At 64.5% G+C, this 26,606-nt stretch carries 22 protein-coding genes, 1 tRNA gene and 1 pseudogene; 10 read left to right on the top strand and 14 right to left on the bottom strand.

All coding sequences use genetic code 11. The features are described 5' to 3' along the window. Window positions 1-11 precede the first annotated feature (11 nt). From ACFSGJ_RS14310 to ACFSGJ_RS14285, 6 genes are all read right to left on the bottom strand, one after another. A complete protein-coding gene (locus tag ACFSGJ_RS14310; protein WP_390263194.1) occupies window positions 12-1,490 on the bottom strand; it encodes a UDP-N-acetylmuramoyl-L-alanyl-D-glutamate--2,6-diaminopimelate ligase in 1,479 nt (492 codons plus the stop codon). A gap of 11 nt (window positions 1,491-1,501) precedes the next feature. Further along, window positions 1,502-3,286 carry a peptidoglycan D,D-transpeptidase FtsI family protein gene (locus ACFSGJ_RS14305; protein WP_390263191.1) on the bottom strand — a complete coding sequence of 595 codons (1,785 nt, stop codon included), beginning with the start codon at window positions 3,284-3,286 and terminating at the stop codon, window positions 1,502-1,504. Continuing rightward, window positions 3,283-3,627 (bottom strand): cell division protein FtsL, encoded by a 345-nt coding sequence (ftsL, locus tag ACFSGJ_RS14300; protein WP_390263188.1) that lies wholly within the window; start codon window positions 3,625-3,627, stop codon window positions 3,283-3,285. Before ftsL ends, ACFSGJ_RS14305 begins: the two co-directional genes overlap by 4 nt. Further along, entirely contained in the window at window positions 3,627-4,607 is a 981-nt protein-coding gene (rsmH, locus tag ACFSGJ_RS14295) for a 16S rRNA (cytosine(1402)-N(4))-methyltransferase RsmH (protein WP_390263185.1), read from the bottom strand. The genes ftsL and rsmH overlap by 1 nt, the downstream gene beginning before the upstream one ends. Before the next feature lie 3 nt (window positions 4,608-4,610). Next, entirely contained in the window at window positions 4,611-5,114 is a 504-nt protein-coding gene (gene mraZ, locus ACFSGJ_RS14290) for a division/cell wall cluster transcriptional repressor MraZ (protein WP_390263182.1), read from the bottom strand. Window positions 5,115-5,766: 652 nt separating this feature from the next. Continuing rightward, window positions 5,767-6,861, bottom strand: coding sequence for an Mrp/NBP35 family ATP-binding protein (locus ACFSGJ_RS14285; protein ID WP_390263179.1), 1,095 nt, complete (start codon window positions 6,859-6,861; stop codon window positions 5,767-5,769). Between the two features lie 275 nt (window positions 6,862-7,136). Between ACFSGJ_RS14285 and ACFSGJ_RS14280 the strand changes: the two genes are divergently transcribed. Further along, window positions 7,137-7,352: a DUF1127 domain-containing protein gene (locus ACFSGJ_RS14280; protein ID WP_390263177.1), complete on the top strand. Its 216-nt coding sequence runs from the start codon at window positions 7,137-7,139 to the stop codon at window positions 7,350-7,352. Window positions 7,353-8,056: 704 nt separating this feature from the next. Here the strand turns inward: ACFSGJ_RS14280 and ACFSGJ_RS14275 are convergent. Continuing rightward, a complete protein-coding gene (locus tag ACFSGJ_RS14275; protein WP_390263174.1) occupies window positions 8,057-10,417 on the bottom strand; it encodes an ATP-dependent helicase in 2,361 nt (786 codons plus the stop codon). A 154-nt stretch (window positions 10,418-10,571) separates the two neighbouring features. On the opposite strand from ACFSGJ_RS14275, the gene ACFSGJ_RS14270 reads away from it, so the two are divergent. From ACFSGJ_RS14270 to fabI, 6 genes are all read left to right on the top strand, one after another. Next, window positions 10,572-14,036: a pyruvate carboxylase gene (locus ACFSGJ_RS14270; RefSeq protein WP_390263171.1), complete on the top strand. Its 3,465-nt coding sequence runs from the start codon at window positions 10,572-10,574 to the stop codon at window positions 14,034-14,036. A 109-nt stretch (window positions 14,037-14,145) separates the two neighbouring features. After that, window positions 14,146-14,220: transfer RNA gene (locus ACFSGJ_RS14265), tRNA-Gly, on the top strand. A 461-nt stretch (window positions 14,221-14,681) separates the two neighbouring features. Then, window positions 14,682-15,581, top strand: a complete 900-nt coding sequence (locus tag ACFSGJ_RS14260) for a LysR family transcriptional regulator (RefSeq protein WP_390263168.1) — start codon at window positions 14,682-14,684, stop codon at window positions 15,579-15,581. 128 nt (window positions 15,582-15,709) lie between these two features. Further along, a complete protein-coding gene (locus ACFSGJ_RS14255) occupies window positions 15,710-16,153 on the top strand; it encodes a DoxX family protein (RefSeq protein WP_390263165.1) in 444 nt (147 codons plus the stop codon). A 60-nt stretch (window positions 16,154-16,213) separates the two neighbouring features. Beyond that, a complete protein-coding gene (locus ACFSGJ_RS14250; protein WP_390263162.1) occupies window positions 16,214-17,089 on the top strand; it encodes a VOC family protein in 876 nt (291 codons plus the stop codon). Between the two features lie 287 nt (window positions 17,090-17,376). Further along, entirely contained in the window at window positions 17,377-18,198 is an 822-nt protein-coding gene (gene fabI / locus ACFSGJ_RS14245; RefSeq protein ID WP_390263159.1) for an enoyl-ACP reductase FabI, read from the top strand. Between the two features lie 56 nt (window positions 18,199-18,254). Here fabI and ACFSGJ_RS14240 read toward each other — a convergent pair whose 3' ends face one another. Together ACFSGJ_RS14240 and ACFSGJ_RS14235 are read right to left on the bottom strand one after the other, a co-directional pair. Continuing rightward, the gene (locus ACFSGJ_RS14240) at window positions 18,255-19,823 is read right to left on the bottom strand and encodes a benzoate-CoA ligase family protein (protein WP_390263156.1); all 1,569 of its coding nucleotides are present in this window, start codon (window positions 19,821-19,823) and stop codon (window positions 18,255-18,257) included. Then, window positions 19,820-20,980: an FAD-dependent monooxygenase gene (locus tag ACFSGJ_RS14235; protein ID WP_390263153.1), complete on the bottom strand. Its 1,161-nt coding sequence runs from the start codon at window positions 20,978-20,980 to the stop codon at window positions 19,820-19,822. Before ACFSGJ_RS14235 ends, ACFSGJ_RS14240 begins: the two co-directional genes overlap by 4 nt. Window positions 20,981-21,065: 85 nt before the next feature. On the opposite strand from ACFSGJ_RS14235, the gene ACFSGJ_RS14230 reads away from it, so the two are divergent. Continuing rightward, on the top strand, window positions 21,066-21,488 hold the full coding sequence (locus tag ACFSGJ_RS14230; RefSeq protein ID WP_390263150.1) for an acyl-CoA thioesterase: 423 nt from the start codon (window positions 21,066-21,068) through the stop codon (window positions 21,486-21,488). Then, window positions 21,478-22,236, top strand: a complete 759-nt coding sequence (locus tag ACFSGJ_RS14225) for an IclR family transcriptional regulator (protein WP_390263147.1) — start codon at window positions 21,478-21,480, stop codon at window positions 22,234-22,236. Before ACFSGJ_RS14230 ends, ACFSGJ_RS14225 begins: the two co-directional genes overlap by 11 nt. Window positions 22,237-22,311: 75 nt before the next feature. Here the strand turns inward: ACFSGJ_RS14225 and maiA are convergent, their stop codons facing one another. The 4 genes from maiA to ACFSGJ_RS14205 are packed head-to-tail and all read right to left on the bottom strand — an operon-like array spanning window position 22,312 to window position 25,574. Continuing rightward, on the bottom strand, window positions 22,312-22,959 hold the full coding sequence (gene maiA, locus ACFSGJ_RS14220) for a maleylacetoacetate isomerase (RefSeq protein ID WP_390263144.1): 648 nt from the start codon (window positions 22,957-22,959) through the stop codon (window positions 22,312-22,314). Continuing rightward, window positions 22,956-23,684 (bottom strand): fumarylacetoacetate hydrolase family protein, encoded by a 729-nt coding sequence (locus ACFSGJ_RS14215; RefSeq protein ID WP_390263142.1) that lies wholly within the window; start codon window positions 23,682-23,684, stop codon window positions 22,956-22,958. The genes maiA and ACFSGJ_RS14215 overlap by 4 nt, the downstream gene beginning before the upstream one ends. A 4-nt stretch (window positions 23,685-23,688) precedes the next feature. Beyond that, complete coding sequence (locus tag ACFSGJ_RS14210; protein WP_390263139.1) at window positions 23,689-24,483, bottom strand: maleylpyruvate isomerase family mycothiol-dependent enzyme; 795 nt, start codon at window positions 24,481-24,483, stop codon at window positions 23,689-23,691. Then, window positions 24,480-25,574, bottom strand: a complete 1,095-nt coding sequence (locus ACFSGJ_RS14205) for a cupin domain-containing protein (RefSeq protein ID WP_390263136.1) — start codon at window positions 25,572-25,574, stop codon at window positions 24,480-24,482. The genes ACFSGJ_RS14210 and ACFSGJ_RS14205 overlap by 4 nt, the downstream gene beginning before the upstream one ends. 187 nt (window positions 25,575-25,761) lie before the next feature. On the opposite strand from ACFSGJ_RS14205, the gene ACFSGJ_RS14200 reads away from it, so the two are divergent. Further along, entirely contained in the window at window positions 25,762-26,226 is a 465-nt protein-coding gene (locus ACFSGJ_RS14200) for a MarR family winged helix-turn-helix transcriptional regulator (RefSeq protein WP_390263133.1), read from the top strand. Window positions 26,227-26,503: 277 nt separating this feature from the next. Here ACFSGJ_RS14200 and ACFSGJ_RS14195 read toward each other — a convergent pair. After that, a pseudogene (locus ACFSGJ_RS14195) lies at window positions 26,504-26,606 on the bottom strand (IS5/IS1182 family transposase); the annotation flags it as partial.

Genomic DNA, 26,606 nt, shown 5'->3' with positions numbered 1-26,606 from the left:
AAGCCGCCCCATCAGAAGCCTCCGTCCAGTGCTGCGACCGCGACGCTGGCCTGTTCCGCATCATCGAACGGAAAAACGGAATCGCCGATGGTCTGCCCGGTCTCATGGCCCTTGCCCGCGATCAGCAGGGCGTCGCCCGCCCCCAGGGCATCGACCGCGCGCAGGATCGCCTCGGCCCGGTCACCGACCTCATTCGCCTCGGGGCAGGCCGCAAGGATGGCGGCGCGGATATCCGCGGGCACCTCGGACCGGGGATTGTCGTCGGTGACAAAGACCACATCCGCATGATCCCGCGCCGCCACGCCCATGAGCGGGCGCTTGCCCTTGTCACGATCCCCGCCGGCGCCGAACACCACCAGAAGCCGCCCCATCACATGTGGACGCAGCGCGCGCAGCGCCGTCGCGAGCGCGTCGGGCGTGTGGGCATAATCCACGAAAACCGGCGCGCCGTTCCGCCGTGTCGCTACATGCTGCATCCGTCCGCGCACCGTCACGAGGCCGGGCAGCACGTCAAAAACCGCATCCGGCCTTTCGCCCGCCGCGATCGCCAGTGCGGTGGCGGCCAGAACGTTCGAGGCCTGAAAATCACCGATGAGATCCAGATGCACCTGCCGCGCCTGGCCCTGCCATGCGAACCGCAGTTCCTGCCCCACGGTTTCGGCACGCTGGCCGATCAGGCGCAGGTCGGCTGTTTCGGCACGCCCCACGGTAATCACATCCTGTTCCCGCCGCCGGGCAATTGCGGCCATATCCTCTCCGCGCGGATCGTCGATATTGATGACCGCGACGCCCTCATCCGGCAGCACCCGCGCAAAAAGCCCTGCCTTGGCTGCGAAATATGCGTCAAAGGTCTCGTGGTAATCCAGATGATCCTGCGTGAAATTCGTGAAGGCCGCCGCCCGCAGCCGCACCGCATCCAGCCGGCGCTGGTCCAGACCGTGGGAGGATGCCTCCATCGCGGCATGGGTCACGCCCTCGTCGGCCATTTGGGCCAGCAGGCGATGCAGGGTGATGGGTTCGGGCGTCGTGTGGTTCAGGGGCGCGGCAAAGGCGCCCTCGATGCCCGTTGTCCCGAAGTTGCAGGCATTATGCCCCAGCGCCGTCCAGATCTGGCGCACGAAGGTCGCCACGGAGGTCTTGCCGTTCGTGCCGGTGACGGCCACCATGACCTCGGGCTGGCGCCCGAACCACAGCGCCGCCGCAAAGGCGAGCGCCGCGCGGGGGTCTTCCGTCACGATCACCGGCACGGGCGAGCCCGCCAGAACCTCGCGCGCGGCGCGAGCCCCGGCGGGATCGGTCAGCACCGCGCCCGCCCCCATCCGCAGGGCATACTGGATGAATTCGGCGCCATGCAGCCTTGCGCCCGGCAGCGCAGCAAACAGGTGCCCCTCCCTCACCTCGCGGCTGTCGACCGAAAGCCCGGTGATCCGCGCCTCTTCGCCGTTCTGCGCGCGCAGGCCAAGCTCTGCGAGGGATTTCGTCTGTGTCATATGCCCGCCTTTCAGTTGCGGACGAGTGTTACTGCATCTTCGACTCGGGGTTCAATGACCGGGCGCATCCCCAACAACGGCGCCGTGCGGCGGATCATCTCGGCCGCGACAGGAACCGCCGTCCAGCCGGCAGTGCGGCGCGGTTCCGGCCCCGAGGTTTCGACGCCTTCGTCCAGCGTCACGACAAGGACGTAGCGGGGATCATGGGCGGGGAAAAAGCTTGCAAAGGTCGCCATGACGCGGTCGCGGTAATAGCCCCCCTCGGGACGCGGTTTGTCGGCGGACCCGGTCTTGCCGCCCACGGCATAGCCGGGCACATCGCCAAAGCTCGCCGTGCCCCGCGTCACCACCTGCCGCAGCATGTCGCGCATCACCGCAGAGGTATGTTCCGAGATGATCCGCTCGCCGACCTGCGGCTGATCCTGCCGCAAGAGCGTGGGCCGCACCAGCGTCCCCCCGTTGACGATCGAGGCATAGCCGGCGGCCAGATGCAGCGGGCTGGCCGACAGTCCGTGGCCATAGGAAATCGTCATGGTCGAGATGTCTGACCACTGGCGCGGCAACAACGGCCGGGCACCCGGCGCCTCGGACAACTCGACCGACAAGGGATCGAGGAACCCCAGCGTGCGCAGGAATTCCTGCTGACGCCGTCCCCCGAACATCATGGCAATCCGCGCGGTGCCGATGTTCGAGCTCTTGACCATCACGTCCGTCACCGTCAGTTCCGGCCCGTAGTTGCGGAAGTCGCGGATGCGGAACCGACCCCAGGTCATCGGGCCGCGCGTGTCGATCCGGGTACCGGCATTGACCAGCCCCTCATCAATTGCCTGCGCGGTGGTAAAGACCTTGAAGGTGGAGCCGAGTTCATAGACCCCCTGAACCGCCCGGTTGAACAGCGGGCTGTCCGAGGCGTCGCCCTCGGTCAGGGGCTGTGGCCGCGTATTGGGGTCGAAATCCGGGAGCGAGACCATCGAGATCACCTCGCCCGTCCGGACATCGAGGATGATCGAGGTGGCGCCCTTGGCGTTCATCAGGCGCATCCCGCCTTCCAGAACCTCGCGCGCGGCTGCCTGGACCGAAAGGTCGATCGACAGTTCGAGCGGGTCGGCGGCATTGGCCGGATCGCGCAGATATTCGTCGAACTGACGCTCGACCCCCGCAACGCCGATGATCTCGGCCGAGTTCACGCCTTCACGGCCGAAACCCGCGCCGCCCAGAATATGCGCCGCAAGCCTGCCGTTGGGATAAAGCCGCATCTCTCGCGGGCCGAACAGCAGACCGGGATCGCCAATGTCGTGAACCGCCTGAACCTGTTCGGGCGACAGGCGGCGCTTGATCCAGATGAACCGACGCTCCGGATCGGTGAACTGCCGCACGAGGGTATCGTGGTTCAGATCGGGGAAAAGCTCGACCAGCTTTACCGCGACCCGTTCAGGATCGATCATCTGATGCGGCTGGGCGTAAAGCGAATGGGTAACGAGGTTGGTGGCGAGAATGCGGCCATTGCGGTCCACGATATCGGCCCGCTGCGCCACGATATCCGCCCCCGAGGAGGCCACGCGCGGCTCCTGCGGTTCCGAGGCGGCCATCAGCCCCATGCGCGCGCCGATCACCGTGAAGGCTGCGAAAAAGAAGACCCCCAGCAGCAACAGACGGCTCTCGGCCCGGAGACGCGCACGGTCGCGCATCGCCTCGTGCCGCAGGCGGAGGTTCTCGCGCTCGATCGCGTCGGGGTTTTCACCGCGTTGACGGGCAAGCAGGATGCGGGCCAGCGGACGCAGGGGCGTGCGGATCATATCTCGCTCTCCAGATCAGAGGTCAGGGCGCCGGGGTCGATCACGGCTTCGGGTGGCAGCGGGAAGGGAACGCCTTCGACCGTGCCGAACTGCTCGGGCGCCAGGGGCAAAAGGCCCAGTCGGTCGAAGTTGAGATCGGCCAGCTCGCGCAGGCGTTCGGGCCGGTTGAGATAGGCCCATTCGGCGCGCTGAACGCTCAGCGCCTCATTCAGCGCGCGGATTTCACGGTTGAGCGCCCCGATTTCGCGCAGCGCCTGTTGGGTCTGATAGTTTTCCCTATAGGCCCAGTAGGCCAGCGCCATCACCGAAAGGGCCGTCAGCACATAAAGGACCGAACGCATCAGCCTGCCCCCCCTGCGAGACGCGGCACGCCGAGCGCGGAACGGTCCACCGGCCCCGCCGGTGCCGTCGTCCGTTCGGCTACCCGCAAAAGCGCCGAGCGGGCGCGCGGATTTGCTGCAAGCTCTTCCTCATCCGCGCCCACCGCCTTGCGCGTAAGGATGCGGAAACGCGGCGCATCCGCGGCCTGTTCGGGGGCATAACGATTGGCGTTACCGCCCTGCCCCGACCGCACCTGGAGGAACCGCTTCACGATGCGATCCTCAAGCGAGTGGAAGGTCACGACAGCAAGTTTGCCCCCAGGTGCAAGCGCGCGTTCCGCGGCCTCCAACCCTGCGACAAGCTGCTCGAATTCCCTGTTCACCGCGATGCGGATGGCTTGAAAGCTGCGCGTCGCCGGATGGCTCTGGCCGGGCTTGGGGCGGGGCAGGCAACCTTCGATGACGCGGACGAGTTCGAGCGTCGTCTCGAACGGCTTGACCACGCGGGCCGCGACAATCGCGCGCGCGATCCGGCGCGAGGCGCGCTCCTCGCCGAACTGGAACAGGATGTCGGCAAGCTCACCTTCGGGCAGGGAGTTCACCAGATCGGCGGCGCTTTCGCCTGACTGGCTCATCCGCATGTCGAGGGGGCCTTCCCGGGTAAAGGAAAAGCCGCGCTCTGCCTGATCGAGTTGCATGGAGGACACGCCAAGATCCAGCACCACGCCCTGCAACGGTTCCGCCGCATGGGCATCAAGTTCGCTGAAAGTCCCCTGAACAAGCTGCACGCGGGGCCCGAACCCCTGCGCCCAGGCCCCGGCCAGTTCCAGCGCCAGGGGATCGCGATCAATTCCGATCACAAGCGCGGCACCGGCCTCCAGCAGCCCCTTTGCATAGCCGCCGGCACCCAGAGTTCCGTCCAGCCAGATGCCGTGAACCGGGGCCACGGCCGCAAGGAGGGGGCGCAGCAGAACCGGGATATGGGGACTGCCATCCGCCATGGGTCAATCCCCCGGCAGGTCGCCCAGAAGCGACAGGATATCCGCGCCTTCGGGCAGGGCCTCAAGCTCTGCCTGCGCCGCCTCGACCAGATCGGCCTCATAGGTTTCCGGCTGCCAGATCTGGAATGTATCGAGTGCCCCCGCAAAGACGGCTTCGGCCGAAAGACCGATCTTGTCGCGCAACTTCTGCGGGAGAACGATGCGCCCGTCCTCATCGACCTCGGATGAATGCGACAGGGTGATCATGACCCGTTCGAGCAGCCGCCGCGTGCCCGAGCCGCGCGGCAGCCGGGCGATCTGCGCCTCGACCTCTCGCATGGCGGAAATCGTGTAACATTCCAGGAACTTGCGCCGCTCATCGCCATAGACGATCACGAAGCGCGGGCGGTGCCCGTCGGCCCAGTCGGGGTCGCCTGCCTCCAGAACGCGGCGGAAGGGCGCGGGGATGGAGACCCGGCCCTTCGCATCAACCTTCTGGTTGAACTCGCCTCTGAACGTGTGCGCCACTTGCTGCGGCCTTTCAACTGTCCCGTTTATGCCGGTATTCCGGCTTTTTCCGTTCCTGACCCGCCGGAAATGAAACGGCGGATCGGGCTGCTGCCACTGCCCGATCCGCCGCCCTCGTCCCGTCAATCGGGTTCGTCCGGTTACGCTTACCACCTTGGGGGATGCTGCTCGCGCGGGCCGGATCTTCTTCGTTGTGATGATGAAGCGGGGTGCCTGTATGAAGCCTGCTTGGTCGCCTCGGGGTTCTTTGTCGCCCCTTGTCTGCCCGTCCCATCGTCTGGAACCGGAATGCCATGGGAAATCATGGGAAGCAACGGTTATTTTCGGGAGGATTGGCGGGATTGCTCGCGAAAACGCGAGCGCTCGGGAGAACAGATCGGGAGCAGAGGCGCATAAATTGCGTCATCTGGGCAGGAGGTCCCCATATATAGTTGGGGCGGTGAGATGAAAGAATTTCCAAGAATTCCCGGCGCCCCCGAAACATCGATCCTCAGGTGATGCAGGCAGGCAACAGAAAGTCCGCCTGATTGGCGTGCGCGTCGCTCGATTAGGGAGATTTTCCGGCTCTCACACGCGCCACACGCGCCCGTGATTCGAGCGCGCGTCGCGCGTCCAGCATCTTTTCCCATGAATTCCCGGAGGGGTGTCGAAGTCAGGCCATTCCGCCCAGCACCAGACCCTTCGCAAGCTGCGCATAGGCGTCGGCTATAGGACCCTCTCCGGCGGCGACCGGTGTGCCAGCGTCACCTGCGAGCCGGACGTCGAGGCTCAGGGGAATCGCGCCCAGAAAGGGAAGGTCGAGACGGGCCGCCTCAGTCTGAACGCCGCCATGGCCAAAGATGTGCTCCTCATGGCCGCATTTGGGGCAGATATAGGTGGACATGTTCTCGATCAGGCCGAGGACCGGCGTCTTGAGCGTCTCGAACATCTTGAGCGCCTTGCGTGCGTCCAGCAGCGCCACGTCCTGCGGCGTGGACACCACGATGGCCCCCGTCACCCGCGTCCGCTGACACAGCGTCAACTGAACATCCCCCGTCCCCGGGGGAAGATCGACGATCAGCACGTCAAGCTCGCCCCAGGCGACCTGACCCAGCATCTGTTGCAGCGCCCCCATCAGCATCGGGCCGCGCCAGATCACCGCCTCGTCTTCCTTGAGCATCAAACCGATGGACATCATCGTGACGCCATGCGCCTGAAGCGGAATGATCGTCTTGCCGTCCGGAGAGGCGGGACGCTTGTTCACGCCCATCATCCGGGGCTGCGACGGACCGTATATATCTGCGTCGAGCAGGCCCACCCGACGCCCCTGACGCGCAAGCGCCACGGCAAGGTTGCTGGACACGGTCGACTTGCCCACACCGCCCTTGCCGGAAGCGATCGCCAGAATCCGCGCGACACCGGCGACCGGTTGCGCGCCGGCCTGCGGCGTGGGGTGCTGGCCGATCTTGAGGCTGGGCGCAGGACCAGCGGGCTGCGGCGCAGGATTCGGGCGCGGGGCCGGACCATGCGCCGTAATGACCACGGACACGCTGTCGACGCCCGCAAGGGCGCGCAAGACGTCACCCGCTGCAAGGCGCGCGGGCTCCAGTTCCCGCGCCTGTTCCGGGGTGGCCGCTTCGATCACGAATCTGACCGTCCCGCCCTCGACCGACAAGGCGCGAACCAGATCCCGGGATACCAGCGTGCCGCCGCCGGCGACCGAAACAGATTCGAGTGCCTGAAGAACAGCCTCGCGGGAAATGGTCATGGTTCTCTCCTTGCGCAAACACGCCACCTTACTTGTCAGTTATTGCGGGGGACACAAGGGGCGCCCGCAGGTCATTCGCATCCTGCCCGCAAAATCGGCAAAGGCGATAATTGGCGATGAAAATAGGTCAGCGAACGTTATGCATTTGCCGCATGGCAGCATTGACGGTTTGCCGCATTGTGCATTCGCAGCAATTGGCTATGTTTGCCCTAACAGCGAACGGAAATGCTGACGCCCAAGCGCCTTCGCACAGAGTTTCAAAGACGAGGCCTGAAATGGCATATGCATCGAACATCCGCGCCGGCCACATCGGTCTGGCAGAACGCGCCCAAGCACTGGTTGCTCGCCTCGGTGAGACGCTCGAACGCCGGCGCATCTACCGCGAGACTGTGCGCGAACTCAGTGCGCTGTCAACCCGCGAACTGAACGACCTCGGCATCAGCCGGTCGATGATCACCCGCGTCGCGCTCGAAGCAGCCTGGCGCAAGTAAGTTTCCTACAGAGGGCCCTACCTCCTCCCAGGGCTTTCTGACTGACGGCGATACCTCCTCCTCCCTGTGTCGCCGTCCTTTTATTCGGGCCTTTGGCTCAAACGGTATGCGACGGCCCCCTCCTCCTCCCTGGGGCCACGCTACAGGCGGCGACCTCCCCTCCTCCTCCCTGGAGGTCGCCGCACCTGAATTCGGACCTCCGGGTCCAGATGGTATGCGACGGCTCCCTCCTCCTCCCTGGGGCCACGCTACAGGCGGCGACCTCCCCTCCTCCTCCCTGGAGGTCGCCGCACCTGAATTCGGACCTCCGGGTCCAGATGGTATGCGACGGCTCCCTCCTCCTCCCTGGAGCCACGCTACAGGCGGTGACCTCCCTCCTCCTCCCTGGAGGTCACCGCACCTGAATTTCGGACCTTCGGGTCCAGACGGTATGCGACGGCCCCCTCCTCCTCCCTGGGGCCACGCTACAAGCGGCGACCTCCCCTCCTCCTCCCTGGAGGTCGCCGCACCCCAACCCCCAGAGATGAGCTTGATCGCGGGACGCTTGCAGCGGCTTGATCCGAGTTGGCGAAGATCGCCCTGTGTCGGGAAGGCCCTGTGTTGCGAAGACCGCGCTCCTGTTGCGCGAAGGTCGGGCGTGCACATCGACATGCCCGCTACTGCGGACCCGCCGGCACCCCCTCAAGACCGGTCAAAAGGGCCAATCAAAAGGGGACGTCGTCAGCCTGATCCGCTGCGACCACGAAACGCGCGACCAGCTTTTTTGACCCGGCCTTGTCGAAAGACACGTCAAGCTTGTCGCCCTCGATCCCCTGCACCGTTCCATAGCCGAATTTCTGGTGAAACACCCTGTCGCCCAGCGTGAAGCTCGACGCGGCCTCCAGATCTATGACCACGTTGCGGCTTTCGCGCGGCTGAGCGACCGGGCGCGTCGCCGCGCGTTCCTGAAGGCGCTTCCACCCCGGTGAATTATAGACATTGGCCGAGGCCGCCCGCGCCTCGACGCCAGAGGTCATGCCGGCCGCGCCATATCCACCGCCGTAAAGCCCCGGCGGCGTCAGAACCTCCACATGGTCTTCGGGCAGTTCGTCGATGAAGCGCGACGGAAGCGCGGATTGCCATTGCCCGTAGACGCGGCGGTTGGAGGCGAACGAGATCGTGCAGATCACCTCGGCCCGGGTAATCCCGACATAGGCAAGGCGCCGTTCTTCTTCGAGGCCGGAAAGCCCGCTTTCATCCATCGATCTCTGGCTGGGGAAAAGCCCGTCCTCCCATCCCGGCAGAAAGACCGCCTGAAACTCCAGCCCCTTCGCCGCATGAAGCGTCATGATGCTGACCTTCTCGGCGGTGTCCTCGGTCTCATTATCCATGATCAGCGCGACATGTTCGAGAAATCCCTGAAGGTTCTCGAACTGCTCCAGCGCCTTGACCAGCTCCTTGAGGTTTTCGAGCCGGCCCGGGGCCTCGGGCGTCTTGTCGTTCTGCCAATGGGCGGTATAGCCCGAATCGTCGAGGATCTGTTCCGCAAGTTCGATGTGGTTCTGCTCGCCCCGGCGCACCCGGTCGTGCCACTGGTCGATCTGCGTCACCAACCTGCGAAGCTCGGCCAGCCCCTTGCCGCCCAGCAATCCTTCGGAAACAACCCGGCGCGCGCCTTCCAGCAGGGGCACGCCCGCCTCGCGCGCGACGCGCTGGATCAGTTGCTGGGCCTTGTCCCCAAGGCCCCGTTTCGGGGTGTTCACGATCCGCTCGAAGGCAAGATCGTCGGTCGGACCCACGGCGAGGCGGAAATAGGCCATCGCGTCGCGGATCTCCAACCGCTCATAGAACCGGGGGCCGCCGATTACGCGATAGGGAAGACCGATGGTCAGAAAACGATCCTCGAAGGCGCGCATCTGGTGGCTGGCCCGCACCAGGATCGCCATGTGATCGGGGCTGATCGGATCAAGGCCGCGCGTTCCGCGCTGCAGCGCCTCGACTTCTTCGCCGATCCAGCGCGCCTCTTCCTCACCGTCCCAATGGCCGATAAGCCGCACCCGCTCACCCTCGGGCGCGTCGGTCCAGAGCGTTTTGCCAAGCCGACCCTTGTTCGAGGCGATAAGACCGGACGCCGCGCCGAGGATATGGGGGGTAGAGCGGTAGTTCTGCTCCAGCCGGATCACCTGCGCGCCCGGAAAATCCTTTTCGAACCGCAGGATGTTGCCAACCTCGGCCCCTCGCCAGCCATAGATCGACTGATCGTCGTCGCCGACGCAGCAGATGTTGCAATGGCCCTGCGCCAGAAGCCGCAGCCACATGTACTGCGCGACGTTCGTGTCCTGATATTCGTCCACCAGAATGTAGCGCAGCCAGCGTTGATACTGTTCCAGCACATCGGGATGCGCCTGAAAGATCGTCACGACATGCAGAAGGAGGTCGCCGAAATCGACTGCGTTCAGGGTGCGCAGACGCTCCTGATACGCCGCATAGAGCTCGACGGCCCGGTTGTTGAAGGCCGACGCCTCGGACGCGGGGACACGCGTCGGGGTCCAGGCCCGGTTCTTCCAGTTGTCGATGATTCCGGCAAGCTGGCGGGCCGGCCACCGCTTTTCGTCGATATTCCCGGCCAGGATCAACTGCTTGAGAAGCCGGATCTGGTCATCCGTGTCGAGGATGGTGAAGTTGGAACGAAGGCCCGCAAGTTCCGCATGTCTGCGCAACAGCTTGACGCTGATCGAGTGGAACGTGCCCATCCAGCCCATCCCCTCGGCCGCGTGGCCCAGCATCCGGCCGACCCGGTCCTTCATCTCGCGTGCTGCCTTGTTGGTGAAGGTCACGGCGAGGATTTCGTTCGGACGGGCACGGCCGGTATTCAGCAGATGGACGATTCGGGTCGTGAGCGCCTTGGTCTTGCCCGTCCCCGCCCCGGCAAGCATGAGCACGGGGCCGTCCAGCGCCTCGACTGCGGCGCGCTGTGCCGGGTTGAGGTCATCCAGATAGGCGACCTGACGCGCGCCCAGGGCGCGGGCCGACAGGGACTGGTGCGCCCCGGCCTCGAAAGCATCGAATTCGTCGAAATCGTTCATGCCGGGCAATCTAGACGCTTCGCTCGGAAAGGGAAAGGTTTGTTCCACTTCCGTTCGCGCCGCCGGTCATCTTTGTAAAATTTCTGCAGTTGCAAAATAAACCACGAATGAGGCAACCTGTCGCAGGAGCGCCGAGGTGCCGGGAGGGGTTTTCATGACATCGTTCAAAAAGATACTGATCGCCAATCGGGGCGAGATCGCCATTCGCGTGATGCGCGCCGCGAACGAGATGGGCAAGAAAACCGTCGCCGTCTTTGCCGAAGAAGACAAGCTGAGCCTCCACCGTTTCAAGGCCGATGAGGCGTATCGCATCGGCGAAGGTCTGTCGCCGGTGGGCGCCTATCTCTCTATCCCTGAAATCATCCGCGTCGCCCGCATGTCGGGCGCCGATGCGATCCACCCCGGCTATGGCCTCTTGTCCGAAAATCCGGATTTCGTCGAGGCCTGCGATGCTGCCGGTATCACGTTTATCGGGCCACGCGCCGATACGATGCGCGCCCTTGGCGACAAGGCGAGCGCGCGCCGCGTGGCAATCGAGGCGGGCGTGCCCGTGATCCCCGCAACCGAAGTGCTGGGCGATGACTTTGACGCGATCCGGGCCGAGGCGGCGGAAATCGGCTATCCCCTGATGCTCAAGGCAAGCTGGGGCGGCGGCGGGCGCGGGATGCGCCCCATCCTGAATCCGGAGGAACTGGCCGACAAGGTGCGCGAGGGGCGGCGCGAGGCCGAGGCGGCGTTCGGGAATGGCGAGGGATATCTGGAAAAGATGATCCAGCGCGCGCGCCATGTCGAGGTGCAGATCCTGGGCGACACGCATGGCCAGATCTATCACCTGTTCGAACGGGATTGCACGGTCCAGCGCCGCAACCAGAAGGTGGTTGAACGGGCACCCGCCCCCTATCTGACCGACGCGCAACGCGCGGAGATCTGCGAGCTCGGCCTGAAGATCGCGCGTCAGGTCGGATATCAGAATGCCGGCACGGTCGAGTTCCTCATGGATATGGATGAGGAGAAGTTCTATTTCATCGAGGTGAACCCTCGCATTCAGGTCGAACATACCGTGACCGAGGAGGTCACGGGCATCGACATCGTGCGCGCCCAGATCCTGATTGCCGAGGGCGCGACCTTGGCTGACGCTACCGGCGCCGCCGACCAGTCCGCGATCACGCTCTCCGGCCACGCGCTGCAATGCCGCGTGACGACCGAGGATCCGCAGAACAACTTCATTCCCGATTATGGCCGGATCACGGCCTATCGTTCCGCGACCGGGATGGGGATCAGGCTCGATGGCGGAACGGCCTATTCAGGCGGCGTGATCACCCGCTATTACGACTCGCTTCTGGTCAAGGTGACGGCCTGGGCCGCGACGCCGGAGATGGCCATAGCCCGGATGGACAGGGCGCTGCGCGAGTTTCGTATCCGGGGCGTTTCGACCAACATCGCCTTTGTCGAAAACCTGCTCAAGCATCCGACCTTCCTTGCGAACGAGTGCACGACCAAGTTCATCGACACGACGCCCGAGCTTTTCACGTTCAGAAAGCGGCGCGACCGTGCGACGCGCCTCCTGACCTATATCGCGGACATCACCGTGAACGGGCATCCCGAGACCTCGGGCCGCCCGCTGCCTGCCGCCGACATAAAGACACCACGCCCCCCGACGCTGCGCACCGATAGCCCCGCCCCCGGCACACGCACCCTGCTGGAGGAGAAGGGCCCGCAGGCGGTGGCAGACTGGATGGCGGCGCAGACGCAGCTTCTGATCACCGACACGACGATGCGCGACGGTCACCAGTCGCTGTTGGCGACGCGGATGCGGTCGATCGACATGATCCGGGTCGCGCCGGCCTATGCCGCGAACCTGCCGCAGCTTTTCAGCGTCGAATGCTGGGGCGGCGCGACATTTGACGTGGCTTACCGCTTCCTGCAGGAATGTCCGTGGCAGCGGCTGCGCGATATCCGCGCCGCGATGCCCAACCTCATGACCCAGATGCTGCTGCGCGCCTCTAACGGGGTCGGCTATACGAACTATCCGGACAATGTCGTCCAGTCCTTCGTGGCACAGGCCGCCCGGACGGGCGTCGATGTGTTCCGCGTCTTCGACAGCCTGAACTGGGTCGAGAACATGCGCGTGGCGATGGAGGCGGTGGTCGAGGCGGGGAAGGTATGCGAGGGCACGATCTGCTACACCGGCGATCTGCTTGATCCCGCGCGTTCGAAATACGACCTGGGTTATTATGTGACGATGGGCAAGGCGCTGCGGGACGCAGGGGCGCATGTGCTCGGCCTCAAGGACATGGCGGGCCTTCTGAAACCGGCGGGCGCGCGTCTGCTGGTGAAGGCGCTGAAAGAAGAGGTGGGCCTGCCGATCCATTTCCACACCCATGACACATCGGGACTTGGCGGGGCGACGATCCTTGCCGCCGCCGAGGCGGGTGTGGACGCGGTCGATTGCGCGATGGACGCGCTTTCGGGAAATACTTCGCAGCCCACGCTCGGTTCGATCGTCGAGGCGCTGAAGGGCACCGAACGCGATACGGGGCTCGATATCGGTGCGATCCGCGAAATCTCCAACTACTGGGAATCGGTGCGCGCCCACTATGCGGCTTTCGAATCCGGCCTTCAGGCCCCGGCATCCGAGGTCTATCTGCACGAAATGCCGGGCGGGCAGTTCACCAACCTCAAGGCGCAGGCCCGCAGTCTGGGCCTTGAGGAACGCTGGCACGAGGTCGCCGAAGCCTATGCCGAGGTGAACCGGATGTTCGGAGATATCGTCAAGGTCACGCCAAGCTCCAAGGTCGTGGGTGACATGGCCCTGATGATGGTCGCGCAGGGGCTGACCCGCGCACAGGTCGAGGACCCGGCGGTCGAGGTTTCCTTTCCCGACAGCGTGATCGACATGCTGCGCGGCAATCTCGGCCAGCCTCATGGCGGCTGGCCCGAACCGATCCTGCGCAAGGTGCTGAAGGGTGAGGCACCGATAACCGACCGTCCCGGCGCGCATCTGCCGCCCGTCGACCTGGAAGCGACGCGGGCGCAGGTTGCGGCCGAACTGTCCAAGGATGCCGAAGACGGCGCCGAAGTCATCGTCGATGACGAGGATCTGAACGGTTACCTGATGTATCCGAAGGTCTTCATGGATTACCGTGCCCGCCATGCGACCTATGGCCCGGTGCGCGCGCTGCCGACGCGGACCTTCTTTTACGGGATGACGCCGGGCGAAGAGATCACGGCCGAGATCGACCCGGGCAAGACGCTGGAAATCCGCCTGCAGACCGTCGGGGAAACCGGCGACGACGGCGAGGTGCGCGTGTTCTTCGACCTCAACGGCCAGCCCCGCGTGGTTCGGGTTCCCAACCGGCAGGTCAAGGCCAAGACGGCCGCACGACCCAAGGCGAGCGACGGAAATGCCGCGCATATCGGGGCACCGATGCCGGGATCGGTCGCGTCGGTCGCGGCTGCGGCGGGTCAGAAGGTCAGGCCCGGCGATCTGCTGTTGACCATCGAAGCGATGAAGATGGAAACCGGGATACATGCCGACCGGGAAGGCGTGGTGAAGGCCGTGCATGTGACACCGGGCGCGCAGGTGGATGCGAAGGATCTTCTGGTCGAGTTGGAATAGGTACTGTCTCGCGCGCCGGTCCGGCATTGGGGGAAAATTTCCGCGGCGATGCGTATTTCCCCCTTGCGGGTCCCGGGCCGAGTTTGTAAATCACCGCTCACCCAAGGATGCGGGCGTAGCTCAGGGGTAGAGCATAACCTTGCCAAGGTTGGGGTCGAGGGTTCGAATCCCTTCGCCCGCTCCAATATTCGGTAGACTTTTCAAAAGCATAGATGGCGCCCCAAGGGGCGCCATCTGCTTACAGAGCGAACCGATCATCACAATGTAAGCACTGTGTAAGCAGTTCGATTCGTATCGTAGGGTAGTCTGGCGTAGATCCGAACGCGGTGCCGAACGGACGACCGTCGGATCGTGGGCCGACAGTTTCACACACGTTTGGGCCACAAGTCACAGCGCTGGAGGCCGCGCCTTCCGTTGCTACCGCCCGAACCGAACTTCATCAGAGTGTCCTGTGCTTCGCCTCGGCCGTATAGCTGCCCGGTGGTTTTATTCGCATAGGTGGCCGCATGAACTTCGGGCGTGGGGAACTGGATAGCTGCCTTGCCACAGTCTGATCGGCATCCAGAAATGGATGTTCCATTTATGCCAAAGCAGATGTAATGCGCCAGTTTTGGCACTGATACCTTGCGAAAACGTGGTGAATAGATGGACCGACTGGATTCGGATCGAATGTTCGTGGCGGTGATGGAGGCTGGCAGCTTCACGGCTGCCGCCGAGCGGCTTGGCACAAGGTCAGGACAGGCTTCCAAGCTTGTCTCGAGGTTGGAAGCCGAACTGGGTGTGCGCCTCTTGAATCGCACCACGCGGGCGGTTTCCCCTACCGAGGCGGGCCAAGCATACTATGCTCGCATCCGTCCGATCCTCGATGATCTGGCCGCACTCGACCTCTCGGTGCGGAACATTTCGCAGGAGCCGCGCGGCCTGTTGCGGCTCACCGCACCGCTCACTTTCGGGACGCTCGAACTCGCTCAGGCATTGAACGACTTCGCGGCCCGCTACCCGGAAATCGAACTCGACGTGAACTTCACGGATCGGGTGGTCAATCTGGTCGACGAAGGATTCGACATGGGCGTGCGGGTGGGGCGGCCTGCGGACTCGTCGCTGGTCGCTACCCGGCTCTGCGATGTCCGGCTGCTTGTCGTCGGCTCGGCCACCTATCTGGCGCGGCGAGGAGAGCCGCACGCACCCGGCGACCTGGCTGGGCACGACTGCATCATCGACACCAACTTCCGTGAACCCAACCGCTGGCCGTTCCGGACTGCTGACGGTGCTGACTTCCTGGCACCCGTGACTGGCCGGATACGCTATTCGAACGCCGAAGCCTGCCTGCGGGCCGCCGAGGCCGGGTTGGGCCTCGCCTGTTTGCCGAGTTTCGTCGTCGGTCCATCTGTGCGGTCGGGCAAGTTGCAGAGGTTCTTGCAGCCTTTTGAACCCACAGCCTACGGCGTCCATGTCCTCTATCCGCACAACCGGCATCTGGCTGCCAAGGTGCGCGTGCTGGTGGACTTCCTGACTGCACGCTATCGCAGCACGGCGTCTTGGTAGAGAAGGTCGTGCGATTGCTTCCATTCTGGATGCAATTATCTTCTCGAAAGCGGCATTATCATGTCGTCAGAACAGGGCCATGTCTTTTCTCGTGCCGCTTCAAGGCGAATCCTTCATGGAGACCTGACATGACCTTTGCGCTTTCAACCGGGGAGCCTCACCGGCCCCTGATCGCCGGAGTCGACAATGCCCACCTGGCCGCCACCATTCTGCGCGTCTCGATGGGGATCCTGTTTCTGGCACATGCCCTGTTGAAGATCGTTGTTTTCACGCCCGCAGGAGCGGCCGGTTTCTTTGCGAGCCTCGGCTTTCCTGCAGCGCTTGCCTACATCGTCATCGCCGCGGAGCTTCTTGGCGGTATCGCCCTGATCCTCGGCGTATGGACACGCTGGGTCTCGCTCGCACTTTTGCCGATTCTGCTTGGGTCGATCTATGCACCGCATTGGGCCGCCGGTTTCTTCTTCTCAAACGAGGGGGGTGGTTGGGAGTTTCCCGCCTTCTGGGCCATCACGCTGATCGTGCAGGCGCTGCTGGGCGATGGCGCCTTTGCGCTTCGTCGCAAAAGGGACTGATCCAGTCTCGGCGGTCGCAAGCGACCTGCCCCACCCATCGGTTCATGAGGGAGATCGAGCATGACCGTATCCCACAGCATGGTCGCCGACAGGTTCGAGATGTCCGCCGCGCCGATGCGGATCGGCAGGGTTCGTCTGCGGGTGCGCGACCTGGCGCTGGTGTCGACGTTCTATCGCAGCATGCTCGGCCTGTCTCTGATCGGGGAAAGTCGCGACCGGACAGTGCTCGGAACCGGCACGGCACCACTGCTCGAACTGATCGGCGACCCGGGGCTTGCACCGCGCGACCCCCGGCAAGCCGGCTTGTTTCACACCGCCTTCCTCCTGCCCAGTCGGAGCGATCTCGCCCGCTGGTTTGCCTTCGCCACGGAAAATAGCGTCGCACTGGAAGGCGCCACCGACCACACGATCAGCGAGGCGATCTATCTGGCGGATCCAGAAGGAAACGGGATCGAAATCTACGCCGACAGACCGCCGTCGGGCTGGAGCAATCCCGATGGGGGGCTACGCCTCTCCAGCAGGTTGTTGGACGGACAGAACCTGTTGCGCGCCGCAGACGGAACGCGCTGGACAGGGTTTCCCGAAGGCGGGATCGTTGGCCATATCCACCTTCAGGTCGGCGATACCAGGGTGGCCGAAGATTTTTTCCGCGATGTTCTCGGCTTCGATGTGACGGCCCGCATCCCCAACGCAAGTTTCTTCGGTAGCGGCGGCTATCACCACCAGATCGGCAGCAATACCTGGAACAGCCGGGGCGCCGGAGCGCGGCCAGAGCATATGGCGGGGCTCGAGTCCTTCGAGATCGTCCTCCGCGATCCGGCTGAACGCGCGGGAATCCTTGCCCGAGCAGCGGCACATGGCGTCGAGATCACCCCCGAAGGCGCCGCGCTCAAACTGCGCGATCCGTGGGGTACGATGATTACCGTTACGGGATGAAGGCAAGTTTCATAAGCAAAATAAAGACATTGTCGATCACCGGGCTTGCGCAAAGGATGACGCGGCAGGCGTCTGCCTTGAGACATGTAGTCACGGCTCAACTGCTTGCCTGAATTGTCTCGATCAATCGCTCACCCGTGGCTTTTCAGCTGTGCCCTTTGGCACAGGATTTTCGCACGGAATGCCGGAGATATACGAATATTTCCAATATGTTTCACATGCTTGCCTATGACTCTCATCTGACTTAGGAAAACCCGAGGACTGATGAGATCGGTGAGGAAAAGCGAATGTCGAACAAATTGATGGCGGGAAAGCGCGGGCTGATCATGGGCCTGGCGAATGAAAAGTCCATTGCCTGGGGAATTGCCAAAGCGCTTGCCGATGCCGGGGCAGAGATTGCGTTCTCGTATGTAGGCGACGCGCTCAGAAAACGGGTCGAGCCGCTGGCGGCACAGATCGGCGCTACCGAGATCCACGAATGTGACGTGACTGACGAGGCCTCGATCGACGCGCTTTTCGACCATCTCGGCCATATCTGGGGCAAGCTCGATTTCGTCGTCCATGCTGTCGTCTTTTCCGACAAAGCCGAATTGCGCGGCCGTTACGTTGATACCAGCCGCGACAATTTCCGGGTGACGATGGACATCTCGGTCTATTCCTTCACCGCCGTCTGCCGCCGCGCCGCGGATCTGATGCCCGAGGGCGGTAGCTTGCTGACTCTGTCCTACTACGGGGCTGAACAGGTGATGCCGCATTACAATGTGATGGGCGTAGCCAAGGCCGCGCTGGAGGCGAGCGTGCGTTATATCGCCGAGGATCTGGGCAAGGTGGGCATCCGCTGCAACGCGATCTCGGCCGGGCCGATCAAGACGCTTTCGGCAGCCGGTATCGGGGATTTCCGCTACATCCTGAAATGGAACGAGCTGAACAGCCCTCTGCGCCGCAACGTCAGCCAGGAAGAAGTGGGCAACGCGGCCCTCTTTCTGCTGTCGGACCTGGGAACCGGCGTCACCGGCGAGGTGCATCATGTTGACGCCGGATACCATGTGGTCGGGATGAAGGCGGTGGATGCACCGGACATCGACGTCGTGAGCGGCCGCAAGGACTGATGCGGCGGCGGCCTGTCGCAGCCCCGGCGGCGAACCATCGCCGCCGGGAGAAACTGCTATCCCTGCGATGCGCCCGCGGCCGCCGGATCGCGCCGCAGTGCCTGGCGGTCGATCTTGTCGGTGCCGGTCTTGGGCAGCGACGGCAGATAGAATACCTCGCGCGGATATTTGTGCGGCAGCAGGTTGCGCCGCGCGTGCGCCTGGAGCTCGCGCGTCAGTTCAGAGTCCGGGGAAACTCCGTCCACCAGCGCCACAAAGGCCCGGATGGTCAGGCGCTGATCGGCCAGGGGCACCGCCAGGACACAGCTTTCGCGCACCTTGGGATGCTCGTTCAGCGCAAGCTCGATCTCCATCGGCCAGACCCACTGGCCCGAGACCTTCACCATGTCGTCAGCGCGGCCCTTGTAGAAGTAGTATCCTTCGGCATCCCTGACGAAGCGGTCGCCGGTGTCCAGCCAGCCGTCGCGAATGGTCTCGGCCGTCTTGTCCGGGCGGTTCCAATATCCCTGCGTCGACGATAGCCCACGCACCTGCATCACACCCTCTTCACCGGGACCAGGTTCGCGACCGTCCGGGGCTACAAGCCGCACGGCATAGCCCGGCACGATCCGGCCGGACGAGCCGATGACCTGCCGCGCCTCGGTGTTGGAAAGGTAGATATGCAGCATCTCGGTAGAGCCCAGCCCTTCGACGATGGGCAGGCCGGACAGCTTGCGCCAAGCGGAAGCGATATCGGCCGACAGCACCTCGGCCGCCGAAAGGCAGAGCCGCAGCGACGACAGATCGGCCCCGTCCGCACCCTTGTGGTGCATGAGCGCGGTATAGAGCGTCGGCAGGCCGAAGAACACGGTCGGGCGATGGCGACCGATCTGGTCGAAGATCGCCGCCGGGTCAGGACGCCCCGACAGCAGCAGCGCCGCCGCGCCGGCCGAGAACGGAAACACCACCGAATTGCCGAATCCATAGGCGAAATAGACCTTGGGAACGGAAAAGCAGATGTCGCCGGGCACCAGACGCAGCACATGCGCGGCATAGGTCGCGTTGATGTAGGGCACATCCTCGTGCCGGTGGACGACGCCCTTGGGCCGGCCGGTGGAGCCCGAGGAGTACATCCAGAACGCCATGTCGTTCCGAGTGGTGGGATGTTCTGCCAACGTGTCGGGCGCGCCGGCCCAAGGGCGCTGACCGGCATCGATCACCGGCGCATCGGCGTCGAAAGCCGCGCGGAAGGCAGAGGAGGTAACGACCAACGACGCGCCGCTGTCCTCGAGGAAGAAGTCGATCAGCTCGCGCGGCGACAGCGTGTTGATGAGCATCGGCACAAGGCCCGCGCGCATCGCCCCCATGATGGTCGCCGGATAGGCCGGTTCGTCGTCCATGAACAGCAGCACCCTGTCGCCGGGTGCTGCGCGATCGCGCAGGTAATTGCCGATCCGCGCCGCCTCGGCGATCAGTTCGGCATAGGTCCAGTTCCTGGAATCGTGGATGATCGCCGTCGCGTCCGGGTTGCGGTCGAGATTGTCCCACAGAATGCGGCCGGCATTGTAATCCGCGGGCAGATCGAAGCCCACCTCCGCCGCAAGGCTTTCGATATCGGGGGTGCGGGTCCGGGCCTCGACGCTCATGCCGCGACCTCCGCGTCGAGGCTGAGGCCCCGCGCTTCGGCACTGGCGCTGAACTGCGGCGCAAGCGCCCGCAGCCGTGCCGCGTCGAGCCTGCCGGCCCGGCGGATATAGGACAACGCGAACGGCCATGGCTCCAGCGCCATATGCCTGTCGTACCCCTCATACCAATCCGCCGAGCGGTTTGCGGCATCGACGATCTTGGCCAGCACCGGCGCGCGCCGGGCCTGATAGGCCGGCAGCGCCGCCGCGACATTCCAGTCATGCTCTCGCAGCGCCGCTATCAAGGCAACGACATCCTCGAGTGCGAGCCGCGTGCCCGAGCCGATGGAGTAATGTGCGGTATGCAGGGCATCCCCCACAAGCACCCGGTTGCCGTCGTGCCAGCGAGCGCAGGACAGCTTCGGAAACCGCCGCCAGGCCGAGCGGTTCTCGATCAGCCGCGCGCCTTCCAGCGTTCCGGCGAACAGCCGCTCGCAGACGGCGCGGTATTCGGGCTCGGCCATATCGGCAAAGCCGGTGCGCGCGAACACCTCGGGGCGCATCTCGATGATGAAGGTCGAGCGGCCCGGCATGTAGGAATAGTGATGCGTGTTCATCGGACCGAATTCGGTGTCGATGAAGGTCTGGGTCAGCGCATCGAACGGGCGGTCGGCGCCATACCAGACGAAATGGTTGTCGAGCGACACCACGCTTTCCCCATGATCGCCGCTGGCGCGAACCACCGAGTTGAGCCCGTCCGCCCCGATCACCAGATCGCTGTCGAGCGCCGCCGGGTCTTCGATGCGGGTCGAATATTCAGGGTGGATCCCCAGCTCGGCCGCCCGCTTCTGGAAAAGCTGGATCAGCTGAAGCCGCCCGATGCCCGAGAAGCCGACGCCGTCGATCACGATGCGCTCGCCACGGTGGACGACGGCGATATCGGACCAGTGCTGCATATGCGGCGCGATCAACGCCACCGTCTCGGGATCCTCGGCTTCCAGGAACCCAAGCGCCTGTTCGCTGAAGACGACCCCGAAGCCGAAGCTGTCGTCGGCGCGGTTTTGCTCGACGACACGCAGAGCGATGTCCGGCCTGTGACGCCTGATCAGGATTGCCGCATAGAGCCCCGCCGGCCCCGCCCCGGCAATGGTGATCTTCATATGTCCGGTCTCTCCCATCGGCTCCCCCTCGCGGCCACTTGCCAAAGATGTATGACGTAATTAGTTTCGCAATGCGTAATTTGTCAAGCCTCAGGAGGTGCCCATGCCAGCTTTCCGGACCAGAAGGATCATAGAATGGGGTGAATGCGATGCTGCGGGTATCGTCTTTTATCCAAATTATTTCAGATGGATGGACGCGACATTTCACCTTCTTTCTCAGGAATGCGGTTTCGACCAGAACAGCCTGGCGACAGAACACGACCTTTTGGGGACGCCGCTCATCGAGGCGAAGTGTCAGTTCCTGGCCCCGGCGCGCTTCTATGACCCGCTGACCATTGCCGCGCGGATCGATGGCTTGACCCGGACAAGCCTCACCTTGCTATATGCCTTCGCGGTAGACACGGTGACGGTTGCAGAAGGCCGCGAGGTGCGGGCCTTCGTCGCGGGCAAGCCCCCGGCTTTGCAAAAGGCCGACATCCCTGCGGCAATCAGGATGGAGCTTGAGCGGTTCGGTGATGGACAATGAAACGGAGCGCCGTCGCGGGGTACAGTCGGTCGAGGTCTCGGTAGGAATTCTGCTGGCCCTGTCGGGTGCCTCGGGGCCGATGACGCTTTCGCAGATCGCGGTGGCAGTGGAGATGGCGCCGGCCAAGGCGCACCGCTATCTGGCCAGTCTTGTCGAAACCGGCATGGTGCAGCACCGCAAAAGCGGAACCTATGATCTGGGCGCGGCGGCGGCGCGCATCGGCACAGCGGCGATCGCCCGCATCGACGTGGTCAACCGCGCTGCTGACGCCCTGCCCGATCTGGTGGAGCACTCGGGCTGCACGGGGATGCTGTCGGTCTGGGGGGCCTTTGGCGCGACGGTAGTACGCTGGGAAAAATCCTCCGCGCAGCTGATCACCGCGCTGGGGGTGGGCTCCACCCTGCCGATGCTGCATTCGGCGACGGGTCGCAGCTTCATGGCCTGGCTGCCCGAGCGCCTAGCGATCGAGCGGCTGGCGATCGAGGCGCCCGACATGGATCCGGGCAGTTTCTCGGACCTGCGGCAAGCGGCCAGGCGCGAAGTGGTGACCGAGGCGCTGCAAACCTTCATCCCCGGACTCTACGCGCTGGCGATTCCGGTCCTCGATGTTCAGGGCTATGCCGAGGCCGTCATCACCCTGGTCTCGAACCGGCCGGAACCGTTGGCCGTTGGTTCCGACGGATACCGGACGATGATCGAGCATGCCGAGACATTCGTGCCCCGGCAGTTTCGCCAGCTACCGGCATAGTTCTCGCGGGCGGCCCCACAAGCTATGTCGGGGCCGGGCAAACTGGCGCCCGACCTCGACATCTTTGCGGCCCGCTTACGCTTCAGCGTCGGGCTGACGGTCGGGCCGGGCATCCGCGAAGGCAGGCAGCGCCTCGCATGCGGCAAGGATCGCGCCCAGCCGCGGCAGGTTCGAGATGTTCACCCCGAAGCGGATGGCCGAGAACATCTGCGGCACCAGGCAGATATCAGCCAGCCCCGGCGCATCGCCGAAGCAGAAGTCGCCCTGAGTTTCCTCGCGGGCGAGCAGCGCCTCGCAGGCCGCCAGCCCGTCGCCGATCCAGCGCCGGCACCAGGCATCGGCCACGTCCTGGCCGTGGCCGAGTTCCTCCTTGAGGTAGGCCAGCACCCGCAGGTTCTGCAGCGGATGGATGTCGCAGGCGATGGCCTGGGCAAAGGCGCGCACCCGCGCCCGCAGATCCTTGTCGGCCGGCAGCAGCGGCGGCTCGGCCCAGGTCTCGTCCAGCCATTCAATGATGGCCAGCGACTGGGTCAGCACCAGCCCGTCCACCTCCAACGCCGGAACGAGGCCCTGGGGATTGAGCGTGCGGTAGACTTCGGACTTCTGCTCGCCGCCGCCGCGCCGCAGATGCACCGAAGCGAAGTCGGGCGAAAGGCCTTTGAGGTTGAAGGCAATACGGCAGCGATAGGCGGCCGAACTGCGGAAATAGCCGTGGAACTTCATTCCGCCGGCCCGACCGTCAGATCGACCGGCGCGAGCCCGTCGATTTCGCCATGGATGCGGTCGCCGGCGACCACCGCCCCGACTCCGGCGGGCGTGCCGGTATAGATCAGATCGCCCGGCGCCAGATGATAGAACCGCGAAAGATGGGCCACCAGCTCGACCGGCGACCAGACCAGATCGGACAGATGCGCGTCCTGCTTCACCGCGTCACTGACGGAAAGCCAGATACGCTGCGGGCCGACTTCGCCAAAGGCGTCCGCCTTGGTGATCGGTGCGATGATCGCAGATTGCTCGAGGTTCTTGCCCAGATCCCAGGGCCGCTGCTTCGCCCGCGCCTCGAGCTGAAGGTCGCGGCGCGTCATGTCGAGCCCGGTCGCGTAGCCATAGATCGCCGCCGCCGCCTCTTCGACCGAGGCGCGGAACACAGGCTTGCCGATGGCGAAGACCAGCTCCATCTCGTAGTGATAGTTCGAGGTGCCGGGCGGATAGGGCACGGTCGCGCCTGTCAGGACGAGGCTCTGCGCATCCTTGAGGAAGTAGAACGGCGCCTCCCGATCCACCTCGACACCCATTTCCTTGGCGTGTTCGGCATAGTTGCGGCCCACGCAGAAGATGCGGTGCACCGGATAGGCGGCGGTTTCCCCTTCGACAGGAACCACCGGGTAGGTGGGCGAGGCGAACAGTCTGGCCTCGGGGCTCTCCGAGGCGTTCTGTGCTGCGGACATGGTGTTATCCTTGATGTTCGAGATCGTTGTAGAATTTACGGAGCGGGGGCTCGAAGGCCGGCCCGCCGTCGAAGGCAATCTGGCGAATGCCCCGGCCGGTGATCCAGCGCGCCAGATCGCCAGCAGATCCCGAGACCGTCACGTCGCCCCCGGCGGGATCGAGCTGCGACGGGGCGGGGCGATCATCCGGCCGAAGAACGGGTGACGGATGGCCCGCGGCACCGGTCGGATCGGCAAGAAGCGCGTCGATCAGGTCCGGCGGCAAGTCATCGAAGGCGCCGCCATTGTCCAGATCGATCGCGCCCAGCCAGATGGATCGCGCCCGGCGAGAGGCCATGCCGCGCGCTGTCACGACCCTGCCGCCGGGCAAACGCACCGGCGCATCCCAGTCCTTTGCCGTCAGATCCCGCCATTCGACATTGAGATGCACTTCTGAATGGCGGAAAAGGTGGCGCAACGCCTCGGCCGGCAGGGTCACCGCCAGCTCGACCGCCGGGGCGATGGCGGCGAAGGGATCCCCCTCCGCCACATCCTGCCCGGTTCGCGCCCATTCGGCGAGTTGGGCCAGCGCCCGCGCCTCGTAGCTGATCCCGGCGATGACATGGCGTCGGGTCAACCCGGCAGGCAGCGCCGGCAGGGCAAGGGCCGCATCCGACAGCTCGTTGAGCTTGCGGGCAAAATACGCCGTCCCCATGCGCGCCAACGCGAGTTCGCGCGCAGGCGCCGCGGGATCGTCATAGCGCGCCCCCTTGCCAAGCCGTTGACGAAGCGCCTCCCGCGCCTCTGCGAGGCCGCTCACTTTTCTTCCACCTGGGTGCGGTGGAAATGCAGCCGCTCCATGATCGGCGCGTCGGAGAAGCGGAACAGGTCGAACTGCGTTTCCGCCTGCAGCGACCACTGCACCCAGGAGGGCACAACGAAGAGATCGCCCTTCTCCAGCTTGTGCTCGGTTTCGCCAAGCGTGACAGCACCCCGGCCCTCGAACACCTGAAAGACCGAGGATCCGACTTCACGCCGCGGTCGGGTCGCGACGCCTTCCCGGAGCCGATGAAACTCGGCGCGGATCGTGGGCATCACGTCGCCGCCGGTTGTCGGGTTGACGTAACGCACCCCGGCATGGCCCGGCCCGAAGGTCGCGGGCTGGCCTTCCTCTTCCAGCAGCAGTTGCTCGGTCAGGGCGCGATCGGTGTATTCCCAGCGGTAAGCGCCGATGGGCGACGACACGGTGTCTCGCAGGCCGGAAAGCGGACGCAGGCCGGGATGGCACCAAAGCCGCTCACCGCGCGAGAAATCGGGGGTGGCGTAGTCGGTCACGCGCTCCGATCCATACTCGAAGAAGCCGACGTCGTTCTGCTGCGAGAACGGAATGTCGAGCCCGTCGATCCAGGCCATGGGCTTGTCGAGCTCGTTGTGGTGGCCGTGGAAATGCCAGCCGGGCGTCAGCAGGAAATCGCCCCGGCTCATTCGCACCGGGTCGCCATTGACGACGGTCCAGACGCCCTCGCCCTCGACGACGAAGCGGAATGCATTCTGAGAATGCCGGTGCTCGGGCGCGGTTTCCTTGGGGCCAAGGTACTGGATCGCGGCCCAGAGCGTCGGGCTGACATAGGCGTTGCCGCCGAGACCCGGATTGGCAAGTCCGATCGCCCGGCGCTCGCCACCCCGCCCCACCGGCACGAGGTCGCCCGAACGCTGCGCGAGCGGATAGAGATCGGACCACTTCCAGACATGGGCCACCGCCTTGGGCTTGGGGTGGAACGGCATCAGATCGTTGGTCTGCGTCCACAGCGGCATCAGATGATTCGCCTCGAAATCCGCATAGAGCTGGCGCAGCGCGGCAGCCTCGTCATTCGACAGCGGATGTTCCGTCGTATCCCCGGCAGATTGCATCGTCTCCTCCTCCGTCCCAGAGCAACCCTGGCCGTCGCGCCACGATCCCGTGGCTTTCCGGCAATTTAGGAAGTATACCGATCATCAGCATACCTGTCAAATGGTGGTAACCGCTTGATGGTTGGCGATCAGGCGTCAAATCGCTAGAAGAACGAGCCAGCCTTGCGAGGAAAACCGGAGAAGAATCTTGAGAGATCTGAGCGAATTGCCGGGTTACTTGATACGTCGCCTGCATCAGGCGTCGGTGTCGATCTTCGTGGAGGATCTCGGCGAGGTCGGGCACAGCCTGACGCCCGTGCAGTTCGCAGCGCTGAACGCAACGCGATTCAATCCGGGAACCGACCAGGCAACGCTGGCCGGAATGATCGCCTACGACCGCACGACGATAGGCGGGGTCATCGACCGGCTGGTGCAGAAGGGCCTGATGGAACGTGTGGTGAGCACACGCGACCGCCGCGCACGGGAGCTGCGCCTGAGCGATGCGGGCGAGGCCGTGCTGGACAGCCTCTACCCACTGATCGTGAAGATTCAGGGCGAGATCCTCGCCGGACTGGACGAGAGCGAACAGCAAGCCTTCCTTGTGTTGCTGAAGAAGGCCGTTGACGGGGTCAACGACCGGAGCCGCGCCCCCTTGCGCTTGCGGGAGTCCTGACCAGGCCGGGCTTCACCAGAAACGCATTCGAAGGCCCGGTTGCCATGCGGCGCCGGGCTGACGCATCGCTCTTTTGGATCAGGTCGGCGAAGGCGCAGGATGCCCCTCCAGCCGTGCAAGCCCGCTCCGGCAATGCAAGAGCGCCTCTCGCACCCCGAATGCCGGGGCGAAGTTCAAGAGGCTGGAGGCCACGCCAAGATCGGTTGGTCCCGGACGGAAGAAGCTCCGAGGCTCCCACAGGGCCGGACTGTCTGCTAGGGTCCAGACTCATTGAATTTCACAGCCAGAACAAGACGGTTGCGGCGAGCATGATCGCGGAGAAGAAGGTTTCCGGGCAGCGGTCGTATCGGGTGGCGACGCGCCGCCAATCCTTCAGACGG

The sequence above is a fragment of the Halodurantibacterium flavum genome, assembly GCF_042681825.1.
GTDB lineage: Bacteria > Pseudomonadota > Alphaproteobacteria > Rhodobacterales > Rhodobacteraceae > Halodurantibacterium > Halodurantibacterium flavum.
The sequence above is the reverse complement of the archived record's forward strand: the minus strand, read 5'-3'. Positions and strand labels throughout refer to the sequence as shown.

Excerpts from the sequence above, each read along its gene's own strand:
- ACFSGJ_RS14310 (WP_390263194.1), bottom strand. The coding sequence starts at position 1,490 with ATGACACAGACGAAATCCCTCGCAGAGCTTGGCCTGCGCGCGCAGAAC.
- ACFSGJ_RS14305 (WP_390263191.1), bottom strand. The coding sequence starts at position 3,286 with ATGATCCGCACGCCCCTGCGTCCGCTGGCCCGCATCCTGCTTGCCCGT.
- ftsL (WP_390263188.1), bottom strand. The coding sequence starts at position 3,627 with ATGCGTTCGGTCCTTTATGTGCTGACGGCCCTTTCGGTGATGGCGCTG.
- rsmH (WP_390263185.1), bottom strand. The coding sequence starts at position 4,607 with ATGGCGGATGGCAGTCCCCATATCCCGGTTCTGCTGCGCCCCCTCCTT.
- ACFSGJ_RS14285 (WP_390263179.1), bottom strand. The coding sequence starts at position 6,861 with ATGACCATTTCCCGCGAGGCTGTTCTTCAGGCACTCGAATCTGTTTCG.
- ACFSGJ_RS14280 (WP_390263177.1), top strand. The coding sequence starts at position 7,137 with ATGGCATATGCATCGAACATCCGCGCCGGCCACATCGGTCTGGCAGAA.
- ACFSGJ_RS14275 (WP_390263174.1), bottom strand. The coding sequence starts at position 10,417 with ATGAACGATTTCGACGAATTCGATGCTTTCGAGGCCGGGGCGCACCAG.
- ACFSGJ_RS14270 (WP_390263171.1), top strand. The coding sequence starts at position 10,572 with ATGACATCGTTCAAAAAGATACTGATCGCCAATCGGGGCGAGATCGCC.
- ACFSGJ_RS14260 (WP_390263168.1), top strand. The coding sequence starts at position 14,682 with ATGGACCGACTGGATTCGGATCGAATGTTCGTGGCGGTGATGGAGGCT.
- ACFSGJ_RS14255 (WP_390263165.1), top strand. The coding sequence starts at position 15,710 with ATGACCTTTGCGCTTTCAACCGGGGAGCCTCACCGGCCCCTGATCGCC.
- ACFSGJ_RS14250 (WP_390263162.1), top strand. The coding sequence starts at position 16,214 with ATGACCGTATCCCACAGCATGGTCGCCGACAGGTTCGAGATGTCCGCC.
- fabI (WP_390263159.1), top strand. The coding sequence starts at position 17,377 with ATGTCGAACAAATTGATGGCGGGAAAGCGCGGGCTGATCATGGGCCTG.
- ACFSGJ_RS14240 (WP_390263156.1), bottom strand. The coding sequence starts at position 19,823 with ATGAGCGTCGAGGCCCGGACCCGCACCCCCGATATCGAAAGCCTTGCG.
- ACFSGJ_RS14235 (WP_390263153.1), bottom strand. The coding sequence starts at position 20,980 with ATGGGAGAGACCGGACATATGAAGATCACCATTGCCGGGGCGGGGCCG.
- ACFSGJ_RS14230 (WP_390263150.1), top strand. The coding sequence starts at position 21,066 with ATGCCAGCTTTCCGGACCAGAAGGATCATAGAATGGGGTGAATGCGAT.
- ACFSGJ_RS14225 (WP_390263147.1), top strand. The coding sequence starts at position 21,478 with ATGGACAATGAAACGGAGCGCCGTCGCGGGGTACAGTCGGTCGAGGTC.
- maiA (WP_390263144.1), bottom strand. The coding sequence starts at position 22,959 with ATGAAGTTCCACGGCTATTTCCGCAGTTCGGCCGCCTATCGCTGCCGT.
- ACFSGJ_RS14215 (WP_390263142.1), bottom strand. The coding sequence starts at position 23,684 with ATGTCCGCAGCACAGAACGCCTCGGAGAGCCCCGAGGCCAGACTGTTC.
- ACFSGJ_RS14205 (WP_390263136.1), bottom strand. The coding sequence starts at position 25,574 with ATGCAATCTGCCGGGGATACGACGGAACATCCGCTGTCGAATGACGAG.